Source organism: Sphingomonas naphthae, from assembly GCF_028607085.1.
In the GTDB taxonomy this organism is placed as follows: Bacteria; Pseudomonadota; Alphaproteobacteria; order Sphingomonadales; family Sphingomonadaceae; genus Sphingomonas_Q; species Sphingomonas_Q naphthae.
The window spans coordinates 60,127-81,657 of record NZ_CP117413.1 but is presented as its reverse complement, the minus strand read 5'-3'; the positions used below and the strand labels follow the sequence as shown (position 1 = coordinate 81,657).

Here is a 21,531-nt window from a genome sequence, read left to right as displayed (position 1 = left end):
AGGTTTGGGTTGCGAAGCTCGAACCTGACGGAAGGAACCACGATGACCGACCCTATGATGCACTTGCGTTCGCTGGTGGAGAAGACCCCGGACGCTGATATTTTGCGCGACATGATCGCGTTTGCGGCCGAGCGGTTGATGGAGATGGAAGTCGGCAACTTGACCGGCGCTGGCTACGGCGAGAAGTCGTCTACCCGGCTTGTCCAGCGCAATGGCCATCGTGAGCGCGACTGGCAGACTCGCGCCGGAACAGTAGAGTTGCGCATCCCCAAGCTACGCAAGGGCAGTTACTTCCCCGGTTTTCTGGAGCCACGCCGAATGGCCGAGCGGGCGCTGACCGCAGTGATCCAGGAAGCCTACATCCAAGGGATATCGACCCGCTCGGTCGACGATCTGGTCAAGGCACTGGGTATGGATGGCATCTCCAAAAGCCAGGTCAGCCGACTGTGCGAAGAACTCGACGAGCGCGTTCACGCCTTTCTGGATCGCCCGATCGAGGGCGACTGGCCGTATCTCTGGATCGATGCGACCTATGTGAAGGTTCGCCAGAACGGGCGGATCGTCTCGGTTGCAGTGATCGTCGCGGTGGGTGTGAACAGCGACGGTCGCCGTGAAGTTCTCGGCATGGACATCGGCCCTTCGGAAGCAGAACCCTTCTGGACAGCCTTCCTGCGCAAGCTGACGCGCCGGGGTCTGCGCGGCGTGAAGCTGGTCATCTCCGACGCACACGAAGGCATCAAGGCGGCCGTCTCCAAGCTGCTGTGTGCCACCTGGCAGCGCTGCCGCGTCCACTTCATGCGCAATGCCTTGGCCCATGCCGGCAAGAGTGGCAGGCGCGTCGTCTCCGCGTTTATCGCCACCGCCTTCGCCCAGGAAACGCCCGAAGCTGCAAGCCAGCAATGGCGTTCCGTGGCCGATCAGGTGCGACCCAAACTGCCCAAACTGGCAACCTTGATGGACGATGCCGAACCCGATGTGCTGGCCTACATGACCTTTCCCCGGGAGCATCGCGCCAAGCTGCACAGCACGAATCCCATCGAGCGGCTCAATGGCGAGATCAAGCGCAGGACCGAGGTGGTCGGCATCTTCCCGAACGAAGCCGCGATCACCCGCCTCGTTGGCGCCATCCTCATGGAACAGTCCGACGAATGGGCCGTCCAGCGTGCACGCTACATGACACTTGAAACAATGGCACCGCTCAGCGACAATCCCATCATCATGCTGTCGGCAGTGCCGGGCACATGATCGGCTCAGACTGACGCCGGAAATTGCGGGGATCGACCCCAGCTACACCACCTCGTGGGACACGATCCTGGGCGGTTCGATGCCGCCAATGGGCTGACGCGGGAGAGCGGATTTCTGTCGGTAACGAACCTGCTGGTCTGATGACGGCCGCATGAGGGGCGGACCACATGCGCAGGGGTCATCCGTCGCCGACGGGCAATATTCTGAAGCCACCATCTCCATCTTCCGCCGCCTGATCTCCGCCCGCGTCGGCGCGATGCTGGTGCGGAACACCATTGTCAGCTGCTCTGTGTTTGCGGCTGGTTTGATCGTTCTCTGGGCTCTCGTCGATCTGGCAGGTTGCGACAAGGTTGTGGCTGCAGGTATTGGCTTCATGATTGCGAACAGCCTGCATTACATCCTTGGCCGATCCTGGATCTTCAGGGGGACTGATCGCGATATGCGAACAGGCTATGTTCTTTTCCTGATCAATTCTGGCATCGGTCTTATCGTCACAACAGGCCTCTACGCATTTCTTCTGCATTGGACCGATGTGAATTATCTTGTCGCGAGAATCATTGTGTCGCTCTTCGCCGGCCTCTTGGTGTTCGTCCTGAACGCTCTGTTCAACTTCCGACAGGTCTGAGGCGATGCGGATTGCGCTATTTTCCGGCAACTACAACTATCTGCGCGAAGGCGCCAATCAGGCACTGAATATCCTCGTCCGCTTTCTTGAAAACAGGGCAAGCTGCACAGTCCGGGTCTATTCTCCCGTGACCGATACGCCTGCGTTCGAGCCCGAAGGAACGCTGGTCCCCGTCCCGTCGATCGCATTGCCTGTCCGCGGCGAATTTCGCCTGGCGCTCGGCCTTCCCCGGACTATTCGCGACGACATACGGGAGTTTCGACCGGACATCGTCCATGTCTCGACCCCCGACATATTGGGCTTTCGTGCACAAACTTTCGCCAAGACGCTGGGCGTGCCTGTTGTTGCGAGCATGCATACCCGCTTTGAAACATATCTTGCCTACTATCGTCTTGGCTGGGCGCAGACGGCTCTGGAGGCCCATCTCAATCGCTTTTACAAACGGAGTGACCATGTCGTCGCGCCAACGAGTGCCTTGGTGGACGATCTGCGGTCGATGCGCGGAGACGATCGCGTCAGCGTCTGGGGCCGCGGTGTCGATACAGTGCGATTTGACCCGGCAAAACGGGACATGCCTTGGCGCCGAAGTGTCGGTCTGGCGGATGATGATATAGCCATATTGTTCCTGGGCCGGCTTGTGATGGAAAAGGGAATATCCGCGTTCACGGCGGCGATGCATGACCTTCAACAGCGCGATCGGCGCATCAGGCCGCTCGTCGTCGGCGCCGGCCCGGCGGCGCACGCCTTCGATGGGCTGGCAGGCGCTGTTCTGACCGGCCATCTGTCCGGTCCCGCATTGGCTACGGCCATCGCCAGCGCAGACATCATGTTCTGCCCAAGCACCACCGAGACGTTCGGCAATGTCCTCCTGGAAGCCATGGCCTGCGGCTTGCCGATCGTGAGCGCCGACGCGCAAAATGCCAGAAGCATCTTAAAGCATGGCGAGGATAGCCTGATTTGTGCGCTGACCGACCCCTGCGCATATGGCGACGCCCTTGCCAGGCTATCGGGAAATGAAGCTTTGCGCTGTGCAATGGGCAGTGCCGCGAGGCGCAATAGCCTTGGCAAATCCTGGGACGCGGAATCGCAAAAGGTCGTACAGGTCTATCGGAGTTTGCTCGGCCGCTAGCGTGCAAGCCGCCTGTAGTCGCCGATGATCGCTTCCCGTCCCGCAAGGTCTGTCAGGTCTTCGTCAGAACTCCCGGTTAGCCGCAAGGGATGGACAAGCGACAGACATATGCCCTTGGCGGCACGATAGCAGCTGCTCTTGCGGGGGCCTTGGCGTGGTGGAACTACATGCCTGCGGCGCCTGCCCCGGTCAGCCCGGTTCCCGCTCAGAGCCGCAACGGGATGCTCGTGGTTCCTGCAAATCAAGCGAGGCAGCTGGGCATCCAGGTGCAGCCCGCTGCCTCCGCCACAGACGCCCCGCTTGCCGACTTGCCGGCTATGATCGCGCCGCCGCCCAATGCGCGTGTTGCGGTGGCAGCATCGCTGCCTGGCGTAGTTATGCGTACCATGGTCGTAGAGGGCGACACAGTTCGGCGAGGACAGGCCCTGGCGGTCATTTCAAGCCGCGATGTGCTAAGCCTCAACGGGGATCTCACGCGCGCAGGCGCGCGGCTTGGGGTTGCGCAATCCAACGCCAACCGGTTGTCCCAGCTCGACCGTGAGGGCATCATAGCTGGCGCCCGCGCCGATGAGGCACGCGCACTCGCGGCCGAGGCACGTGCGGACGTCTCCGAGAAGTCCCGCATCCTCCGGCTGGTAAACGGCCATGGCGGAAGCGGCACCTATACGCTGGTCACACCGATTGCGGGCCGAGTGACGAGCGCCAATATCCAGGCGGGAAGCCCGGTCGAGGGCACGACGGCGCCCTATGTCATTGATGCCGTCGACCGCTACGAAGTGGAAGCACAACTACCCGAGCGGCTAGTCGGCGTCGTGCGACCCGGCATGACGATCCGTCTTGGCGACTTGCGCGGCACGATCACCGCAGTAGGATCGACGATCGATCCTGCAACCCGATCAGCCATGGTGAAAGCGACACTGCCGGCGGGATCGGCGGTGGTAGCAGGCCGCGCTACAAACATTTCGGTCTTTGGACCCGCACCTGCAGGCGCGGTGAGCGTCCCTCAAGCCGCGTTGACGAGTATCGACGGCAAGGACGTGGTTTTCATAGCGACCGGTAGCGGCTTTGCTGTTCGTCACGTCGATGCAGGCGGAGCCAGCGCCGGCAAGGTACTGCTACTATCAGGCGTGCGGTCGGGCGAAAGGGTAGTCACGTCAGGAACGAGTGCGCTCAAGGCGCTCTCGCAGGCGCGCTAGAGCATGCTCCGCTCCCTTGTCGCGCATGCGCTATCTTACCGCCTGCTGGTCCTGGCCCTGTCGCTGGTCGTCGCCGGCCTCGGCGCCTGGGCTTTTGTCACCCTCCCCGTTGATGCCTATCCAAACATCGCGCAAACCCAGGTAAAGCTGATCCTCAAGGCGCCCGGCATGACGCCGGAGGAAGTCGAGAGCCGGGTGATCGCTCCGATCGAGATGGAGATGCTCGGCATCCCCAAACAGTCCATCCTGCGATCCACAGCCAAATATGCGATCGCCGACATCACGATCGATTTCGTGGACGGCACAGACATCTACTGGGCTCGCCAGCAGGTTTCAGAGCGCCTTGCCGGCGTGCTGGGCGACATGCCGGCTTCTGTCAGCGGCGGTCTCGCGCCCATTTCGACGCCGCTGTCCGATGTCTATATGTTCACGATCGAAGGACCGCAGACGCTTCAGCAGAAGCGCGAGCTGCTCGACTGGACGATCCGGCCCGCCTTGCGGACAGTGCCCGGCGTTGCGGACGTCAACGCGCTTGGCGGCTATGCGCGGACTTTCGAGGTCCGGCCCGATCCTGTAGCGCTCGCTAGCGCGAAGCTCTCGATCAGCGACCTGCGCACCGCCATCGAGAGCGGCAACCGTAATGATGGCGCGGGTCGTCTCTCTTCGGGCGAGGAAGCGCTGATCGTACGCGCCGTCGGCGCGATCCAGTCCGTCGCAGACCTCCAGTCCCTTGTCATCGCGAGCCGCGACGGGCGCATCGTCCGCCTGTCCGATGTGGCGACGGTCGGCAGCGGCAGCCTCACCCGCTACGGCGCGGTCAGCAAGAACGGAAAGGCCGAAGCCGTTGAGGGCCTCGTGATCGCACTGCGCGGCGCCGATGCGCGTCAGGTGGTCGATGGCGTGCGCACGCGCCTGGCAGAAGTCGAAAAGGGTCTGCCCGCAGGCACGCACATTGACGTCTTTTATGATCGCTCGGATCTGATCAGTCACGCTGTCGGCACCGTCGAGGAAGCCCTTCTCGAAGCGACGATTCTGGTGATCGTCCTTCTGATTCTCTTCCTCGGCGACTGGCGCGCTGCGGCGATCGTCGCGGTCACGCTGCCGATGGCCGCACTCATCACCTTCCTTTTCATGCAGGGCATGGGCCTGTCGGCCAATTTGATGAGCCTGGGTGGTCTTGCTATCGCGATCGGCATGCTAGTCGACGGCGCGGTCGTCGTTGTCGAGAATATCGTCGAGCGGCTTGGCCAGAGCCATGACGATGGTCATCCCCGTCTCAACATCGTGTTCCGTGCGGCCAGCGATGTCGTCGTGCCCGTGTCCGCCGGGATCATCATCATCGCGCTGGTGTTCCTCCCGCTCCTCTCCCTGCAGGGCCTGGAAGGCAAGCTCTTCGCGCCGGTCGCGCTCACCATCGTATTCGCGCTCGCAGGCTCGCTCCTGCTCGCACTGACCCTGGTGCCGGTGCTTGCCTCGCTGGGCCTCAAGAGTGGCCATCATCGCGAGCCATGGATCATGCGCAAGCTCGCGCCGCGCTATCACGGGCTGCTGACTGCCGCCTTCGCGCACAAGCGCGTCGTCTATGCCCTTTCCGCGGCAGGTCTGGTCATCGCCGTCATTGCCTATGGCTCTGTGGGCAAGGCCTTCATGCCAACCATGGATGAAGGCTCGGTCATCGTCCAGCTGACCAAGCTGCCGTCCATCAATCTCGCCCAGTCCGTCGAGGACGACAAGGCGGTGCAGCGGGCATTGCTCAAGGTGCCCGAGGTACAGGATGTGATTGCGCGGGTCGGCTCCGATGAGATTGGCCTCGATCCGATGGGACCGAACGAGACCGACAGCTTCGTCCGCCTGAAGCCCCGCTCGGAATGGCGCGGCGACAAGGAGTTTGTCCTCGCGGAGATGCGCAAGGCGCTGGCAGGCATGCCAGGCATGCAACCGAGCTTCACCCAGCCAATCGAAATGCGGGTGTCCGAAATGCTGACCGGCGCGCGCGGCGACCTTGCTGTCAAGATTTTCGGGCCGGACATCGCGACCCTTTCCGACCTTGCAGGGCAGGTTCAACACACCTTATCGACGGTTCGCGGTGCATCGGAGGTGCTGACCGTTGCTAACGACAGCGTCGATTATCTTCAGTTGAACATCGATCGTGCTGCTGCCGGGCGGTTCGGGATGCCGGTCGCCGAGATGCAGGACATGCTGCGGGCGCAGGTCGAGGGCGTTCATGCCGGCATCGTTGCTGAAGGGCAGAAGCGCATCCCGATACTGATCCGAGGCGATGAGAGCTTGCGGTCGGACCCGGCACGATTTGCCGACCTCCAGTTGCGCACGCCCAGCGGGACGCTCGCCCGGGTCAGCGACATGGCGAACGTCCAGCGCACCCAAGGCCCGGTCAAGCTCGATCATGAAAATGGCTCGCGCTTTGCGCTGGTGCAGGCGTTCGTCTCGGGGCGCGACCTGGTCGGCTATGTGGAGGAGGCGAAGTCGGCGGTTGCAGCCAAGATCAAGCTGCCTCCGGGCTATCGCATGGTGTGGGGCGGTCAGTTCGAGAATCAGCAGCGGGCATCGGCCCGGCTGATGCTGGTGATCCCGATCGCGCTGTTGCTGATCTTCTTCGTGCTGCTCGCCACCCTGCGCTCGCTTCGCGCTTCGGTCATCATTCTCCTCAACATCCCCTTTGCGATGGTGGGCGGCCTTGTCTCGCTGTGGGCATCGGGTGAATATCTCTCCGTCCCAGCGGCCGTCGGCTTCATCGCCCTGCTTGGTATCGCGGTGCTCAACGGCCTCGTGCTTGTGGCCTATTTCCGTCAGCTTCTGGAAGAAGGGGCCAGCCTTGCCGATGCTGTGCGACTGGGAGCTGAGCGCCGATTACGCCCTGTGCTCATGACGGCCAGCATCACGGCATTCGGCTTGGTGCCGCTCCTCTTCGCCAGCGGTCCCGGATCCGAAATTCAGAAGCCGCTCGCGATCGTGGTGATCGGAGGATTGGTGACCTCGACCCTTCTGACCTTCATCCTGCTGCCGATCCTGTTCGAACGCTTTGGCGAGAGCCGCGACGAGGAGGCAATCGATGTCTGAGATTCTGCTCACCATCCATTGCGCAGCCGCCGATACCGAATGTCTGGTGGATGCGATCCGCTCCGTGACCCGAGCGCCGGTCCACGTCCGCGCGGAAATTGTGCACGGCCGGGACTTTGCCGACGCGAAGACAGCCGAACAGGTGACCGCCACTCTCAAGCGATCGGCAATCGAACTCGTCGAGGGGGCGCAGGCGCTCGATGACATCTTGCAGGCGGTCGATGGCGCAAAGCGCCGGTCCCCTGTCCGCTGGTATCAAACGCCGGTCACGGCGCGAGGAAGATTTTCATGAAGTATCTGGCTCTTTCGCTGGCGGTCTTCACCTGCCTGACTCCGATTCCTGCGTTCGCGCAGCGCGCCGATCTTCCGCCTGAGGCTCAGATCATCGCGATACTGGACGGCCACCCGACGGTCTCGGCGGCAGGAGCCCGCGTCGGTGCGGCCCGCGCGCAGGACGATATGCTGCGGCGTGGACCACATGAAGTGACGATGACGGGCAGTTACATTCGTCGGACCGTGGACCGTGAAGGCGGCTATGACGAGTTCGACACGACGATCGGCCGGGCGTTTCGATTGCCCGGTAAGGCTGCCCTCGACCGCAAGGCGGGCGCTCTTGGCATAGAGGTTGCCGAAAACCGCGCCGAGGATGTGCGCCATCAGGCCGCTCTTGTTCTTGCTGGCCAGTGGTATGACTGGCTGACAGCCGGGGCGCTCAACCGCAGTGACCGGGAGACCGTTGCGGTATTGGAAACAGCGGTTCAAGCCGTGCGGCGTCGCCGCCAGTTGCGCGACGCAGGCGATCTCGACATCGATCAGGCCAATGCGGCTCTTGGCGTGGCTCAAGGGCAGGCCGCAGCATCTCGCGCCCTCATGGAGCAGGCACGCGCCATGCTGTCGGCGACCTTCCCAGATCTCCCCTTGCCGGTTGAACCACCAGCTCTCGGCGTGCCGGGCCCCCCGGCTCAGCCCCTGACGGTCATGCGCGATCTTGTGATCGATCGCAGCCATGAGATCCGCGCGGCGGACCGCGAAGCGCAGCGCCTTGGGATCGTGTCCCAGCGCGTGAGAGCCGACCGCATCGCCGACCCGACTTTTGGCGTTCGCCTTTTTAGCGAGCGGAGCGGGATGGAGCGCGGCGCCGGCCTTGTGGCCTCCATTCCGTTGGGCGGCGGATATCGCAAGGCGGCAGCTGATCAGGCAAGTGCGGAGGCCAATGCGGCACGTTTCGATCTCGCGAACGTCCAGCGCTCTGTGGAGGCAACGGCGAATACTGACCTTTCCAATGCTCGTTCGCAAATGGAGGTCTGGCAGGGGATGGACGCGGCGGCTGCGAGTACGGAGGCTGCGGCGGCTCGAACTGAGCGCGGGCATGTCCTGGGTGCAATCGACCTATCCGACATGCTTTACGCCCGCCGTCAGGCGCACGATGCGCGTCGTGCCGAGATCGAAGCCCGCAGCGCCGCGGTCCGCGCCCTCATCAAGCTGGAGATCGATTCTCATAGCATCTGGGTCACACCAGGCGACAATTGAGGGGTGATGCGCCTGCGCCGTGCATCAATTTCGCCAGGAAAAGTCGTGAAGACCGCCCTCTGTCAGTTCTTCGTCAGCAGCATGGCGCATCGTCTGAACATGGACAGTCCACTGGTCCATCGACTTAGGAGAGATAGGATGATCATCAGCTTTCACTGGTTCAAAAGCGTGGCCGCAACAGCGGCGCTCGCGACCGCGACGATCGCTTCGGCGGCGCCGGTGTGCACGACACAGCCGCAGGCCCGCTGGATGTCGCAAGCCCAGATGCGCGCGCGCATCGTCCACATGGGGTATCAGAAGATCAAGACCTTCCAGGTCTCCGGATCATGTTATGAAGTCTATGCGCGAACCCGGGATGGTCGCCGTGCCGAGGTCTATTTCAATCCGGTTACGGGCGCTATCGTCCAGAGCAACGTCGGCTGACCAAGATGAGCATAATTGATCCGCCCATGACGAAAGTCTGGGATCCGCTCGTTCGCATTTTCCACTGGACGATAGCGCTTGGCGTGGTCGCAAATCTGACGGTGCTGCGCCATGCTGAAAAGCTGCATATTTATGTTGGATATGCGATGGTCACATCGCTTGCGATCCGGCTTGTCTGGGGTTTCATTGGTTCACGACACGCGCGATTTTCCGATTTCGTGCCGGGGCCGCGGCGATTGGCCAGATATCTCAAAGCCCTGATCCGCCGCCGCGAACCACGATACGTCGGCCATAATCCTGCAGGCGCAGTAATGATGCTCACCCTGATGGCATTGATCGCTGTAATGGGGCTTACCGGTTGGATGATGGGCACTGACCGATATTGGGGAGTCGCCTGGGTAGAAGAGGTCCATGAAGTGACGGCGAACATCATCCTTGCCGCGGCATGTCTTCATGTCGTCGCGGCCATCGTTGAAAGCCTGCGGCATCGGGAAAATCTGCCATGGTCAATGATTACGGGCAAAAAGAGAGCCGCGAGCGGGACGGACATAGACTATGCGAATTTTGCTGATCGAGGATAATGCGCGGCTAGCGGATCTGGTCCGCGATGGGCTGGACAAGCTTGGCTTCGCTGTCGACTGGTATGATACCGTCGACGGCGCGGAGCATGCTCAAAAAATATCCTGTTATGATCTCCTGCTCGTCGACCTTGGTCTTCCCGATGGCGACGGCCTCGATCTCATCCGTGCCATGCGTCGCCGGCGAAATATGACGCCGATCATGGTCCTGACAGCGCGAGGAGGGCTTGACGATAGGGTCGATGGCCTCGATGCGGGCGCCGACGACTATCTTGTCAAACCGTTCCAGATTCCGGAACTGGCCGCCCGGTGCCGTGCGCTTCTGCGGCGGCCGGGGAATGCACTCGATACCACGCTGATCGCAGGAAATATCATCCTGGATCCGTCGGCACGGTCAGTACAGGTCGCCGGGCAAGCTGTTGATGCGACGCCGCGCGAAGTCGCGCTCCTGGAACAACTCCTGCGACGCTCAGGCAATGTCGTGGCAAAAGCTAGTCTCGAGAACGCGCTCTATTCCATGGATGCAGAGGTTACGCCCAACGCACTGGAAGCAACGGTTTCGCGGCTGAGGAAACGTCTCGCAGCCGCGGCTGCAAATGCTGAAATCAAAACTGTTCATGGTGTCGGCTACGCCTTGTATCCTGGGCGTTCAGCCAGTGAATGACGGGTCGCTCACCCTATTCCGGCCAGCCGGGCCAAGCCTGTTCCGACAGATCGCTGTTCGCCTTGCGGTACTGACGCTGATTTTCGCGGTGCTCAATATCGCCATCGTCGTGGTGACATATAGTCGCCAGCCAGAGTCGCTTGCGCAAGAACTGCTCAGTCTGGAGGCCGACCGCATCGCTGCTGGCCCTCAGACGGCCGACCTTCACGAAGGTCCGCCAGGGTCGACGCATTGGCTGGTTCACTATCTTGACGAACCCATGGTGCATGATCCCGATCATAACCTGACCCATGAGCGCCGGGCGATGGTTGACTGGACGCAACGAGAGCGAACCCTGGCCGGCTATCGTATCACCGGCGTCCGTACCATCGTTCAGAATGGTCAGCAGCGATGGGTGCTCATGCAGTTCGAAGGCGATGGGTTGCGGCCCTATCTGCCAGTCATCTGGAACGAGATTTTGCAGCATGCGGTGCTGCCCCTCGTCCCGCTGTCGTTGCTGATGCTAGCCTTCAACATCCTCGCTGTGCGCCGTGTGCTGGATCCGTTGCGGCTGGCCGAACAGGAGGTCGATAGCCTCGATCCCGATAATATGGCGACGAGGCTGTCCGAGCCAATGGCGCCGCGGGAAGTGCACACGCTTGTCTGCGCCTTCAATCGCGCACTGGGACGCCTCGAGGACGCCATAGGCACGTTGCGCACGTTTACGGCTAATGCCGCCCACGAATTGCGCACTCCGCTCGCTATCATGCAGCTTGGCATTGATCGTTTGCCGCCGAGCAAAGATCGCGATGAGTTGTCGCGCGACAATCTCTATATGACCCGGTTGGTTGGCCAGATGCTGGATCTTGCTCAGGCCGACGCTTTGATGATCGACGACGCGGATATTGTCGACCTGGCAGACACCGCAAAAGCTGTGGTCACCAGCCTTGCGCCCAAGGCCTTCGAACAAAATCTGGAGCTGGAATTTGAACAGCTCGGCGATGCGACCGCGCTCGGCCATCGGGAGGCCATCTATAGGATCATTCGCAACCTTGTCGATAATGCGCTGGCACATTGCGACGGTAACGGCCCTATCGAAGTCACGGCTGGCCCTGGGCCTACAATTTCGGTTCGAGATCATGGCAATGGCATCCCGGATGCCGACAAGCAGCATATCTTCGAAAGATTCTGGCGTGGAGACCGTCGAGCCAGCAATGGCGCAGGGCTGGGCCTTGGAATCGTCAAGCGCCTTGTCGAGGCGCATGGTGGATCAATCTCGTTTGAGAATGCGCCGAGTGGCGGCGCGCTCTTTAGGGTGACATTGCGCGCTGGTCTGTAACGCCGCTACCTGCCGTGTCAGATGTTTGTCAGAACTGAAGCGCAAGAAACAACCTGCAATTTCGGCTGACCACCAGTGGGCACACAGAGGAAGAGAACCGGAGAGATGGCGAGACATACACTGCATGCGGAACGTCATCTTGTCTCGCGCATCGGCTGGCTGCGTGCCGCAGTGCTTGGCGCCAACGACGGGATTGTCTCGACCGCGAGCCTTATCATCGGCGTTGCGGCAGCCGCAGCCAAATCGTCAGACATATTGGTGGCTGGTGCTGCGGGTCTTGTCGCTGGAGCGATGTCGATGGCTGCGGGCGAATATGTTTCCGTCAGCTCCCAGTCCGATACCGAGCGCGCAGATCTCGACCGCGAGCGAAAAGAGCTCGGCACCAATGTGGAAGCTGAAGTGCGGGAGTTGGCTGGCATATACATAAAACGCGGGGTCGATCCTGCAACCGCAGAATCGGTAGCGCGGCAGATGATGGCGAAAGACGCACTGGCGGCCCATGCCCATGATGAACTGGGTATATCCGAGATGACGACTGCGCGCCCTATCCAGGCAGCTCTGACATCGGCAGCCACTTTTACAGCGGGTGCGGCGCTACCCTTGGCGATTGTTCTTTTAACTCCTGGACCAAAGCTTGTGGCTGTCGAGGCCTGCGCTTCACTGCTATTCCTTGCACTGCTGGGGCTAATAGGGGCTCGTGCCGGTGGTGCGCCGATGCTGAAGGCGACCTTACGGGTGACATTCTGGGGCGCGCTGGCGATGGCGATGACGGCCGGTATCGGGGCGCTCGTCGGGACAGCGGTATGAATGCTGTTGGGGACCAATCCATCTGAATTCGACCAACCTGCTACAAGCTTGCGCTGGCGAAACCACAATCATGTGATCCTCAGCGCACGGTGTCGGCTGCCTTCCCCCCACCTCTGGTAGCCGACACCGATCAACCTCCCGTCTCTTCGAAGGATGATGTCCCATAGCTTAAGAGAGACACAGCTAGCCTGCGGTTCGCATGGCCCGTACCACGATGAACGGTGCAGCAAGAGCGAGAGAATGAGCGGCGGACGTATCCCATCCCGCATTTCAACGTCTTCACCGAATATAGGCTGGACGGAGCCGATCATGTGGCCAAATTCTTATGATGAGAAAATGTCATGATCGAGGTCGCCTTAGCGATATCAGCGCTTTCGAGGCTCACTCCCGGACCGCGACAACCCTAGAACAACTCTCTGCCATGTTAGATGCAGCCATCCGACAGTTCGGATTCAGATGGTTTGCTTTGTTGCACAATGTCGATCTGATGCGACGTAGCAAAAACGCGTTGATGCTCACGACCTATCCCACGCGCTGGATCGAAGAGATTATCGAAACCCGGCTCTATATGGATGACCCGGTTCATGCGGCGTGCGCGCGCTCGGTTTCGGGTCTGACATGGGACCGCATCGGCGATTACATCCTTCCAACCGCTCGTCAGATCTCAATACTCGAGCGCGGCCGCGCGCATGGCCTGTCTGCCGGCTATTCGATGCCGATTAGGATGGCGGACGAGCCCGACGCGATGTTCACTGTTGCTCGCCAATCGGATCAGGCATTATCCAGCGAGGACATGCTGACGGCCCGGCTGATCGGCACGACAGCCTTTGAGCGCGCTCGCGGTCTTCTGGAAACTGACGCTCTCGCGAATGTGCCAGTGCCGCTCAGTCCCCGGCAAATCGATTGCATTGCGCTCGTGGCGCAAGGCAAGAGCGATTGGGAGATCGCGCAGATCCTGGGATTGAGCCGCGATACGGTCCATGAATATGTTGAGGCGGCCCGCCGTCGATATGGCGTGCGGCGGCGCACCCAATTGGTCCTGCGTGCAGTTCGTGACGGGCATCTCAATATCGAAGCGCTCGTGTAACAGGCTTTTCGCGGCCCATGATCACCCTTGCCGAAGTGCAGGCTTTCTGCACGGCGGCAAGGGCCGCTTCCACCCCGCAGGCACTCATGGACCTTGTCCATGAGATCACGGGACAAATGGGCTTTCGATATTTCGCTTTGGTTCATCATATCGATCTGTTGGCGGTTGATGGCACAGCCATGCGGCTCGTTCACTATCCGCGCGAATGGGTCGAGGCTTTCGAAGAAGGGCGCTTATACGCTTCTGACCCCATCCATCGTGCAAGCCATACCACAACAGTCGGCTTCGCATGGTCGAACGTCGCGACGATGATCGCGCTTAGTGCCAAAGATCGCGCCGTTTTGACGGCAGCCCGAGCTGCGGGCCTGGGCGATGGCTTCACGATCCCCGCCCATATCCCTGGTGAAGCGAATGGCTCCTGCTCGTTTGCCATGAGCGATGGGGAAGCGATGGACGAAGGACAATTGCCACTCGTGCAGTTGACCGGCAGTTTCGCATTTGAGGCGGCGCGCAAGATAGCCCGCGCCGCAGCCGTGCCGATCACCCCCGTACCGCACCTAACCGATCGCCAAGTCGAATGCGTAGCACTTGTCGCGCGTGGCAAGACCGATTGGGAAATCGCCAGGATTCTCGGTGTCGGCGCGGAAACCGTGACGCAGCATCTCAAGGACGCGCGCGATCGCTACGACGTCACGAAGCGCACCAGCCTTGTCACTCGCGCATTATTCGACGGCGCAATCAGCTTCGCCGATATTTTGCGGCGATGATCTCCCCAGTTCTGGGGATAACGGCACGCATGGTAAGCTGATCGAATGATCGCCTCTCATCAGGAGGTGCATCATGGTTGTTATTGGAAACGGAATCGAACACGCCCTGAGCGACAGGGTCTTTCGGTCCATGTTCGAAGAACGCAAGCGGGTCTTCGTCGATCTTCTCGGATGGGATATTCCCGTTCTCGCCGCGAGATATGAAATCGATCAGTTCGATGATGACGATGCGGTGTACATCGTCATTACGGACGAGAGCGGCGAGCATTGCGGGTCTGCGCGGCTGCTGCGCACGGATCGTCCCCATATCCTCGACAGCATTTTTCCGCATCTATGTGATGCACCCCCGCCAACAGGACCGGCCGTTCGGGAGATTACACGCTTTTGTCTGGCGCGTCGGCTGCGCGCGCGAGACCGGCTAGCAACGCGCAATCGCCTCGTATCAGCCCTCGTCGAACATGCCTTGCAGAATGGCATCACGACCTACACCGGCGTCGCCGAATGGGCGTGGTTTCAGCAAATCCTCGCCTTTGGCTGGATCTGCACCCCGCTGGGCTTGCCGAACGCGGAGGATGAACGCGGCCTGTCGGCGATGCGGATCGAAATCTCGTCGGAGACGCCGTGTCTGCTTCGCCAGTCCGGCATTTTTTCGCAGATCCATTTGATGGATCTCGATCGCGCAGCGGCCTGAGCAGGGGAGAACAGGACATGGCTACCCAACTCAAATTGCCTGCAATCATTCCCGGTCGGCGTCAGCCACCATTGGAGACGCTATTGACCGATGGCTTCTGTATTCTGCCGGATCTTATGCCTGTGAGTGATGTAGAGGCGCTCGGCGACGAACTCGCACCCCACTTCAATGCAACGCCGTTCTGTACGGGTGGCTTTGACCTGCTCCCCGGAAATCATGCCATTGGTAGGTTAGCTCGTCAGATGGAGACGAGCGATGCGTCGAGGCCGTTTTACCGAGGACCAGATTATTGGCGTGCTGCGTGAGCACGAGGCGGGCGTGAAGACCGCCGAGCTATGCCGGAAGCATGGCATCAGCGATGCGACGTTCTACAACTGGAAGGCGAAGTACGGCGGCATGACCGTGTCGGAGGCGGCGCGGTTGCGCACGCTCGAGGATGAGAACCGTCGGCTGAAGAAGCTGCTGGCGGAGTCGATGCTGGACGTGTCGGCGCTGAAGGATCTGCTGGGAAAAAACTGACCCGGTCTGTGGATCGCTACGCTGCGGTGGAGAAGCTGATGGCCGACCACGGCTTCTCCGAGCGTCGCGCTTGCAGACTGATCGGGGTCAACCGGTCGGCATGGCAATATGAGCCGCTTCGCGGGAAGGACGACGCTGTGCGCGAACGGATGCGCGAGATCGCCAACGAGCGTCGTCGGTTCGGTTATCGCCGGCTGGCGGTCCTGCTCCGGCGTGAAGGCAAGGGCATGAACCTGAAGAAGATGTACCGGCTGTATCGCGAGGAGCGGCTGACGGTGCGAAAGCGCGGCGGCCGAAAACGAGCGTTGGGCACGCGGGCGCCGATGGCGATTCCGCAGGAACCCAACCAGCGCTGGTCGCTCGACTTCGTGTCGGATGCATTGGCCTGCGGCCGGCGGTTCCGCCTGCTCAATGTCATCGACGACTACAGCCGGGAGTGCCTGGCCTGCATCGTCGATACCTCGCTGTCAGGGCGGCGTGTCGTGCGGGAGCTGACGGCCATCGCCGAGCGTCGTGGGCTGCCATGCATGGTGGTCAGCGACAACGGGACCGAACTGACCAGTCACGCCGTCCTCGCCTGGTGCCAGGACACGGGCGTGGAGTGGCATTACATCGCGCCGGGCAAGCCGCAGCAGAACGGCTTTGTCGAGAGCTTCAATGGTCGCTTGCGCGACGAGTGCCTGAACGAGCACCTGTTCTCCTCGCTGGCTGCGGCGAGACGGATCATCGAGGCATGGCGGACAGACTATAACACCGTGCGTCCGCACAGCAGCCTCGGCGGCATGGCGCCCGCCGAGTTTACCAACCGCCCCCGCCAGGGGCATGAGGACACCGAAGCTAACTTATCAGCGGCATGAAAACGGGGAGCAGGTCAGCTTCTACGGCAGCCGGACCAAGCGGTTCGGAGGTCTGCTCAAACGGTCACAGCGAGCGGCCAAGTTCATCCAGCACCCTCAGATTATTGGACTGGCGAGGAAAGTGCTCGGCCCATGGTGTGACACGATCCAGCTCAACCTGGCTCAAGCGCTGGAACTGCACCCCGGTGCCCTCCCCCAATTTCCCCATCGCGATCAGGATATGTGGCGGGGACCGACCGGCGAGATCGAATATTTGATCAATGTGATGTGGCCGTTCACCGACTATCGCCGGGACAACGGCACGACCCTGATCTGGCCACGCAGCCACGGCGCAAACGCTTCGCTACCTGACCCCCAAGGAGCGCCGATTGCAGTGGAATGCCGGCCAGGATCAGCCATCATATTTCTTGGTTCGACCCTTCACGGAGCGGGCGGCAATCAGGCGACCGATGTCCGCCAGGGCATGATCGTCAGCTACTGCCTCGGCTGGCTCAAGCCTTATGAAAATCAATGGCTGGTCTATCCCCCGGATGTCGCGCGGACTTTCACGCCCGATCTCGCGGCGCTGGTTGGATACCAGCAGCATAGGCCTAATCTTGGCAATTATGAGGGACGCTGCCCGTCGATCTTGCTGGGCGACGATACACCTGAGCATCTGGGCGCGATCGACGCCCTGCGTCCTGATCAGGATGCCGCACTCAGCGAGTTCCTGAAGGGCCAGCGCTTGGGCTCGCGACACCGCATGCATGATGGCTGAGGCCTCTCTACGATCCCCCTTGGTGGGGGGATTGTCCAGAACCAGCCCAAAAGCTTCAAAAGAGAGATGATTTTCATCGGATAGTCGCATCGCATTTTCAGAGAGCGGGCGCTGCCAAGCGGAGAAAACGAATGCTCCAGCTGCGTCTCGCGCTCGTTCTCCCTCTCTTCATCGCACCGCTGGGCTCCGTGCCGGCCAAGGCCAATGATCTGGGCTGTCAGGTGCTGATCTGCCTGTCCAATCCTGGTGGAGCGACGCAATATGGCGCCTGCGTCCCACCCATGGCGGAACTCATGCGCAAGCTTGCGATGGGCGGATCATTCCCCGGATGCTCGGGTAGCGGCCTGGTCAAGACCAAGGTCATCGACCGGGATTCACCCGCGCGGCGCCGGGTCGTTATGACCAACCAAGATGGAACGCAGCAAAGCTATTCGCTGGCGAACATCGAGGGGCTCGCTGCGGACACCGGCGCCCTGGGTGAGGTGCAGCAATGATCCTCGAACTGGCCAGCGTAATCGCTCTTGCGGGCCGGTGCGCGCCATCGGTCGCGCCAGAGACACTGATATCGCTCGTTCACACCGAAAGCCGGTTCAACACGTTGGCAATTGGGGTCAATGCGCGAGGCTTCGCCCGGCCGGATCCCAAAAGCGTCGTAGACGCCATCTACCAGGCAAAAAATCTTATCGCGCGAGGCGTCAACATCGATCTCGGCCTCGGGCAGATCAACAGTGCGAACCTTTCATGGCTGGGCTTGTCGGTTGAGGATGCTTTCGACCCCTGCAAGAATCTGGCGGCGTCGGCACATGTGCTCTCCGACAACTATGCCGCTGCCGCCCGATACCAGCCCGCAGGGGACCAAGCGATCTCCGTGGCGCTCTCCCTATACAACACGGGAGATCGCGGCCGCGGCTTTCGCAATGGTTATGTCGGCCGCGTCTATGCGAGTTCGGCGATCGTGATCCCGGCCATGCGCGCGCAGTCCGTGTCCGCGGCACTGCCATCGGCGGCAATCGCCAGGCCGAGACCGCCGCTTCCTGTCCCGGCCTCGCCAGAAATGTCGATCGCGGCATCGCAGCCGAACATTTGGAACATTTCAGCGGGCGGATGGCAGGCACCAATGATGGTGTTTGGAAATTCGCGCGTGCCCTCGAATGAAGGAAACAGCCAATGACATTCGTCGCAGCGCATCGACCCGAGATATGGCATCGAACGCTCGTCAAAGCGGTATTGGTCGTCGTAACCGCGCTGGTCGTCTCCTTGCTTCTGACTGACCCTGCGCATGCCCAGGCGGCCGATGGCGTGACATCGATGGCCGAGAACATCAAGACCTGGCTGACAGGCACCTTTGCCAAGACCATCGCCGTCATCGCGGTAGTTATCGTGGGCTTTATGTTTTTTACCGGCCGCGCGAGCCTCGGCCTGCTCGTCACCGTTATCGTTGGCATCTTCATTGTCTTCAGCGCGCAGTGGATCGTCGACACGATCACCGGCGGAGCCTGATTCATGGCAGGCCCCGATCAAGATCGGCTCGTAGAAGAGACACTCTTTTTGGCGGTCACCCGCCCGACGATGTGGTTGGGCGTTCCGATCGAAGCGTCACTGCCGATCGCGCTCGCGGCCTGCCTGACCCTGATCATCACCGGTAATCCGCTTTATGCCGCTGCGCTGGCAGGCGCCTTCCTTGCCATTGCGCGGCTTATCGTGCGTCACGACGCCAATGCCTTTCGCCTGCTGTGGCTGTGGACCGTCACGAAAGCGCGCTGCCGCAATCGGACATGGTGGGGAGGAAGTTCCTACTCCCCGCTTCCCGTGGATGGTATCAAGCGCAAGGGTTTCGCTCGTGGCTAGTGTAGCGCGTCGCGCGCGCATGGCGCCAAATCTGACGCCGTGGCGTGTCCTTAAAAATGAGGCCGATCCCGGGCGCTATCTTCCCTATGCACGGCATATCGATGAACAGGTGATCGCGCTTGATGGCCGCGATCTCATGATGATGTTCCGGCTTGATGGACTGGCCTTCGAGACAGCCGATCCCCTCCATCTCAACGACTGGCATGAGAAACTGAACGGGACGCTGCGCAATATCGCGGACGATCGGCTCGCGATTTGGAGCCATATCATCCGGCGGCCGGTCGCGGATTATCCCGAAGGCGAGTTTCGTTCGACCTTCGCAGCCGATCTGGACGCTCGCTACCGCGAACGCGTGATGGCCAAACGCATGTTCGTCAATGAGCTCTATCTGACGCTCATTATGCGGCCTGCAATTGGCTCGGCCGATCGGACGGGTGTTTTGCTCAAGCGCCTTTCGGCGGCCAAGAGCGAGGGCAGCGAAGTCGATGCGGACGAACTCGCCCGGTTCGAGGAAAAAGCGCGGGATATCGAAAAACTGCTTGGCCGCTGCCGACCAGAGCGCCTGGGTCTCTACGAGCATAATGGCCTGATGTTTTCGCGACCGCTCGAAATCCTTGAGACGGTCATGATGGGGCAGTCCGTGCGCGTGCCGCTGGTCCGAGGACATCTAGGTTCGGCACTATATGGCGATCGTGTCATCTTCGGACGTGAGACAATCGAGGTCCGGGCACATGATAAGAGCCGCTTCATCGGCCTCTTCGGCATCCGTGAATATCCGGCAATGACCCGTCCCGGACAGATGAATGCGCTGCTCAGCCAGGACTTCTCATTTGTCGTCACCCAGTCGTTCACATTCATGGGCAAGGCTCGCGCTTCGGAACGATTGCGCCGGCGGCAAAACCAGATGTCATCGACCGACGATGCCGCGGCAAGCCAGGCGCTCGACCTCGCCGATGCGGCCGACGATCTGCAGAGCAATCGCTTCGTACTGGGGGAGCATCATTTCTCGCTGGCGGTATTCGGCGAGACGACCAAACGCCTCGCCGAAAATCTGTCGACCGCGCGGGCTGCTCTGGCCGATGCGGGTCTGGTCTCCTCACGCGAAGGCCCAGCGCTGGAGGCCGCGTTTTGGGCGCAACTACCGGGCAATTTCGCGTGGCGCGCAAGGCCAGCGGCGATCACATCGCGCAATTTCGCTGCACTCTCGCCCTTTCACACTTTCCCTTCGGGTCGCGCTGACGGGAATCATTGGGGTCCAGCGATCGCGCTGATGAAAACAGCCGCGCAATCACCATATTATTTCAACTTCCACGTCAATGATCTGGGGCACACCCTGATCATAGGCCCATCGGGTGGCGGCAAGACTGTCGTCCAGAATTTCCTGATGGCCCAGCTCGAAAAGACGGGCGCGCAGCAAATCTTCATCGACAAGGATCGGGGTGCCGAGATCTATGTCCGTTCGGTCGGCGGGACCTATCTGGCGCTCAAAAATGGGGAAACGACCGGTTTTGCGCCGCTGCGCGCGCTCGAACAGAGCCCCGGCAATGTCGTCTTCCTTGGCCGACTGATCCGCCATCTGGTAACGCCCAGAGGAGGCCAGCTTGGCGTCATGCAGGAACGCATGATCGACGAGGGCATCGCATCCCTTGGGCGGTTGCCCGCGCACGAACGATCCATCCTCGCCCTGCGCCAGCTACTTGGCCAACGAGACCCCGAAGGGATCGGCGCGCGCCTCGAAAAATGGGCACAAGGCGGATCGCTGGGCTGGGTGTTCGACAATGCCGAGGACCGATTGTCCCTCGATACCCGGTTCATCGGTTTCGACATGACGGACTTTCTCGATAACCCCGAAGTCCGCACTCCGCTTATGATGTATATGTTCCATCGCATTGACGCCTTGCTCGATGGGCGGCGCCTTGTCATCGACATCGACGAGTTCTGGAAGGCACTGGGCGATGACGCGTTCCGCGCGTTCGCACAGGATGGCCTGAAGACCTATCGTAAGCAGAATGCGTTCCTGGTGTTCGGAACGCAGAGCCCGGCCGACGCGCTCCGGTCTGACATTTCCCACAGCATAATGGAGCAGGTTGCGACCAAGATCCTGCTGCCAAATCCCTATGGGCGCGAAGTCGACTATATTGATGGACTCGGCCTCACCCGCGCCGAGTTTCGGCTGATACGCAATGAGCTGATCCCTGAATCCCGACGGTTTCTCGTGAAGCAGGGCCATGATTCCATCGTCGTCGAGCTCGATCTGGCCGGGATGCCCGACGATCTCGCGGTGCTGTCCGGCACCACCGAAACGGTCGGTCTGCTCGACGCCGTTCGCGCCGAGTTCGGAGACGACCCGGCCGTCTGGCTTCCTGTCTTTCACCAACGTCGACAGCCCTCTTTGATCAGGAAAGGATGAAA

Annotated in this window: 23 protein-coding genes; all 23 read left to right on the top strand. The window is 61.0% G+C overall.

Translation table 11 applies throughout. The features are described from left to right. Positions 1–42: 42 nt before the first annotated feature. Positions 43–1,245 carry an IS256 family transposase gene (locus tag PQ455_RS20355; RefSeq protein ID WP_273686647.1) on the top strand — a complete coding sequence of 401 codons (1,203 nt, stop codon included), beginning with the start codon at positions 43–45 and terminating at the stop codon, positions 1,243–1,245. A 151-nt stretch (positions 1,246–1,396) separates the two neighbouring features. Continuing rightward, positions 1,397–1,870 carry a GtrA family protein gene (locus PQ455_RS20350; protein ID WP_273691939.1) on the top strand — a complete coding sequence of 158 codons (474 nt, stop codon included), beginning with the start codon at positions 1,397–1,399 and terminating at the stop codon, positions 1,868–1,870. A gap of 4 nt (positions 1,871–1,874) precedes the next feature. After that, positions 1,875–2,999, top strand: coding sequence for a glycosyltransferase family 4 protein (locus PQ455_RS20345; protein WP_273691938.1), 1,125 nt, complete (start codon positions 1,875–1,877; stop codon positions 2,997–2,999). Between the two features lie 89 nt (positions 3,000–3,088). Further along, entirely contained in the window at positions 3,089–4,195 is a 1,107-nt protein-coding gene (locus tag PQ455_RS20340; protein ID WP_273691935.1) for an efflux RND transporter periplasmic adaptor subunit, read from the top strand. Between the two features lie 3 nt (positions 4,196–4,198). Beyond that, positions 4,199–7,273, top strand: coding sequence for an efflux RND transporter permease subunit (locus tag PQ455_RS20335; RefSeq protein ID WP_273691932.1), 3,075 nt, complete (start codon positions 4,199–4,201; stop codon positions 7,271–7,273). Then, on the top strand, positions 7,266–7,565 hold the full coding sequence (locus PQ455_RS20330) for a DUF3240 family protein (RefSeq protein WP_273691930.1): 300 nt from the start codon (positions 7,266–7,268) through the stop codon (positions 7,563–7,565). Before PQ455_RS20335 ends, PQ455_RS20330 begins: the two co-directional genes overlap by 8 nt. Beyond that, positions 7,562–8,803 (top strand): TolC family protein, encoded by a 1,242-nt coding sequence (locus PQ455_RS20325; protein WP_273691928.1) that lies wholly within the window; start codon positions 7,562–7,564, stop codon positions 8,801–8,803. The genes PQ455_RS20330 and PQ455_RS20325 overlap by 4 nt, the downstream gene beginning before the upstream one ends. Before the next feature lie 138 nt (positions 8,804–8,941). Next, complete coding sequence (locus PQ455_RS20320; RefSeq protein WP_273691925.1) at positions 8,942–9,226, top strand: PepSY domain-containing protein; 285 nt, start codon at positions 8,942–8,944, stop codon at positions 9,224–9,226. Positions 9,227–9,252: 26 nt separating this feature from the next. Further along, positions 9,253–9,807 carry a cytochrome b/b6 domain-containing protein gene (locus PQ455_RS20315; protein WP_273691923.1) on the top strand — a complete coding sequence of 185 codons (555 nt, stop codon included), beginning with the start codon at positions 9,253–9,255 and terminating at the stop codon, positions 9,805–9,807. Continuing rightward, entirely contained in the window at positions 9,782–10,468 is a 687-nt protein-coding gene (locus PQ455_RS20310; protein ID WP_273691921.1) for a response regulator, read from the top strand. Before PQ455_RS20315 ends, PQ455_RS20310 begins: the two co-directional genes overlap by 26 nt. Continuing rightward, on the top strand, positions 10,461–11,786 hold the full coding sequence (locus tag PQ455_RS20305; protein WP_273691918.1) for a sensor histidine kinase: 1,326 nt from the start codon (positions 10,461–10,463) through the stop codon (positions 11,784–11,786). Before PQ455_RS20310 ends, PQ455_RS20305 begins: the two co-directional genes overlap by 8 nt. Before the next feature lie 105 nt (positions 11,787–11,891). Next, a complete protein-coding gene (locus PQ455_RS20300) occupies positions 11,892–12,593 on the top strand; it encodes a VIT1/CCC1 transporter family protein (RefSeq protein ID WP_273691916.1) in 702 nt (233 codons plus the stop codon). Between the two features lie 325 nt (positions 12,594–12,918). Then, positions 12,919–13,680, top strand: coding sequence for a helix-turn-helix transcriptional regulator (locus PQ455_RS20295; RefSeq protein ID WP_273691913.1), 762 nt, complete (start codon positions 12,919–12,921; stop codon positions 13,678–13,680). A gap of 17 nt (positions 13,681–13,697) precedes the next feature. Continuing rightward, entirely contained in the window at positions 13,698–14,447 is a 750-nt protein-coding gene (locus PQ455_RS20290; RefSeq protein ID WP_273691911.1) for a LuxR family transcriptional regulator, read from the top strand. A 130-nt stretch (positions 14,448–14,577) separates the two neighbouring features. Next, entirely contained in the window at positions 14,578–15,138 is a 561-nt protein-coding gene (locus PQ455_RS20285; protein WP_273691908.1) for an acyl-homoserine-lactone synthase, read from the top strand. A gap of 17 nt (positions 15,139–15,155) precedes the next feature. Next, positions 15,156–15,443, top strand: coding sequence for a hypothetical protein (locus PQ455_RS20280; RefSeq protein WP_273691906.1), 288 nt, complete (start codon positions 15,156–15,158; stop codon positions 15,441–15,443). After that, positions 15,394–16,514 (top strand): IS3 family transposase gene (locus tag PQ455_RS20275; RefSeq protein ID WP_273686543.1). Its coding sequence is split into 2 segments (ribosomal slippage): positions 15,394–15,643 and positions 15,643–16,514, totalling 1,122 coding nucleotides; the frame shifts between segments, so codons are not numbered across the junction. The genes PQ455_RS20280 and PQ455_RS20275 overlap by 50 nt, the downstream gene beginning before the upstream one ends. Then, a complete protein-coding gene (locus PQ455_RS20270) occupies positions 16,480–17,271 on the top strand; it encodes a phytanoyl-CoA dioxygenase family protein (protein WP_273692166.1) in 792 nt (263 codons plus the stop codon). The genes PQ455_RS20275 and PQ455_RS20270 overlap by 35 nt, the downstream gene beginning before the upstream one ends. 131 nt (positions 17,272–17,402) lie before the next feature. Further along, positions 17,403–17,765 carry a hypothetical protein gene (locus tag PQ455_RS20265; protein WP_273692165.1) on the top strand — a complete coding sequence of 121 codons (363 nt, stop codon included), beginning with the start codon at positions 17,403–17,405 and terminating at the stop codon, positions 17,763–17,765. After that, positions 17,762–18,442: a lytic transglycosylase domain-containing protein gene (locus tag PQ455_RS20260; RefSeq protein ID WP_273692163.1), complete on the top strand. Its 681-nt coding sequence runs from the start codon at positions 17,762–17,764 to the stop codon at positions 18,440–18,442. Before PQ455_RS20265 ends, PQ455_RS20260 begins: the two co-directional genes overlap by 4 nt. Further along, positions 18,439–18,771, top strand: coding sequence for a TrbC/VirB2 family protein (locus PQ455_RS20255; RefSeq protein WP_273692161.1), 333 nt, complete (start codon positions 18,439–18,441; stop codon positions 18,769–18,771). The genes PQ455_RS20260 and PQ455_RS20255 overlap by 4 nt, the downstream gene beginning before the upstream one ends. Before the next feature lie 3 nt (positions 18,772–18,774). Further along, the gene (locus tag PQ455_RS20250) at positions 18,775–19,119 is read left to right on the top strand and encodes a VirB3 family type IV secretion system protein (protein WP_273692158.1); all 345 of its coding nucleotides are present in this window, start codon (positions 18,775–18,777) and stop codon (positions 19,117–19,119) included. Between the two features lie 19 nt (positions 19,120–19,138). Further along, positions 19,139–21,529: a VirB4 family type IV secretion/conjugal transfer ATPase gene (locus PQ455_RS20245; protein WP_273692156.1), complete on the top strand. Its 2,391-nt coding sequence runs from the start codon at positions 19,139–19,141 to the stop codon at positions 21,527–21,529. The last annotated feature ends 2 nt before the right edge of the window (positions 21,530–21,531 follow it).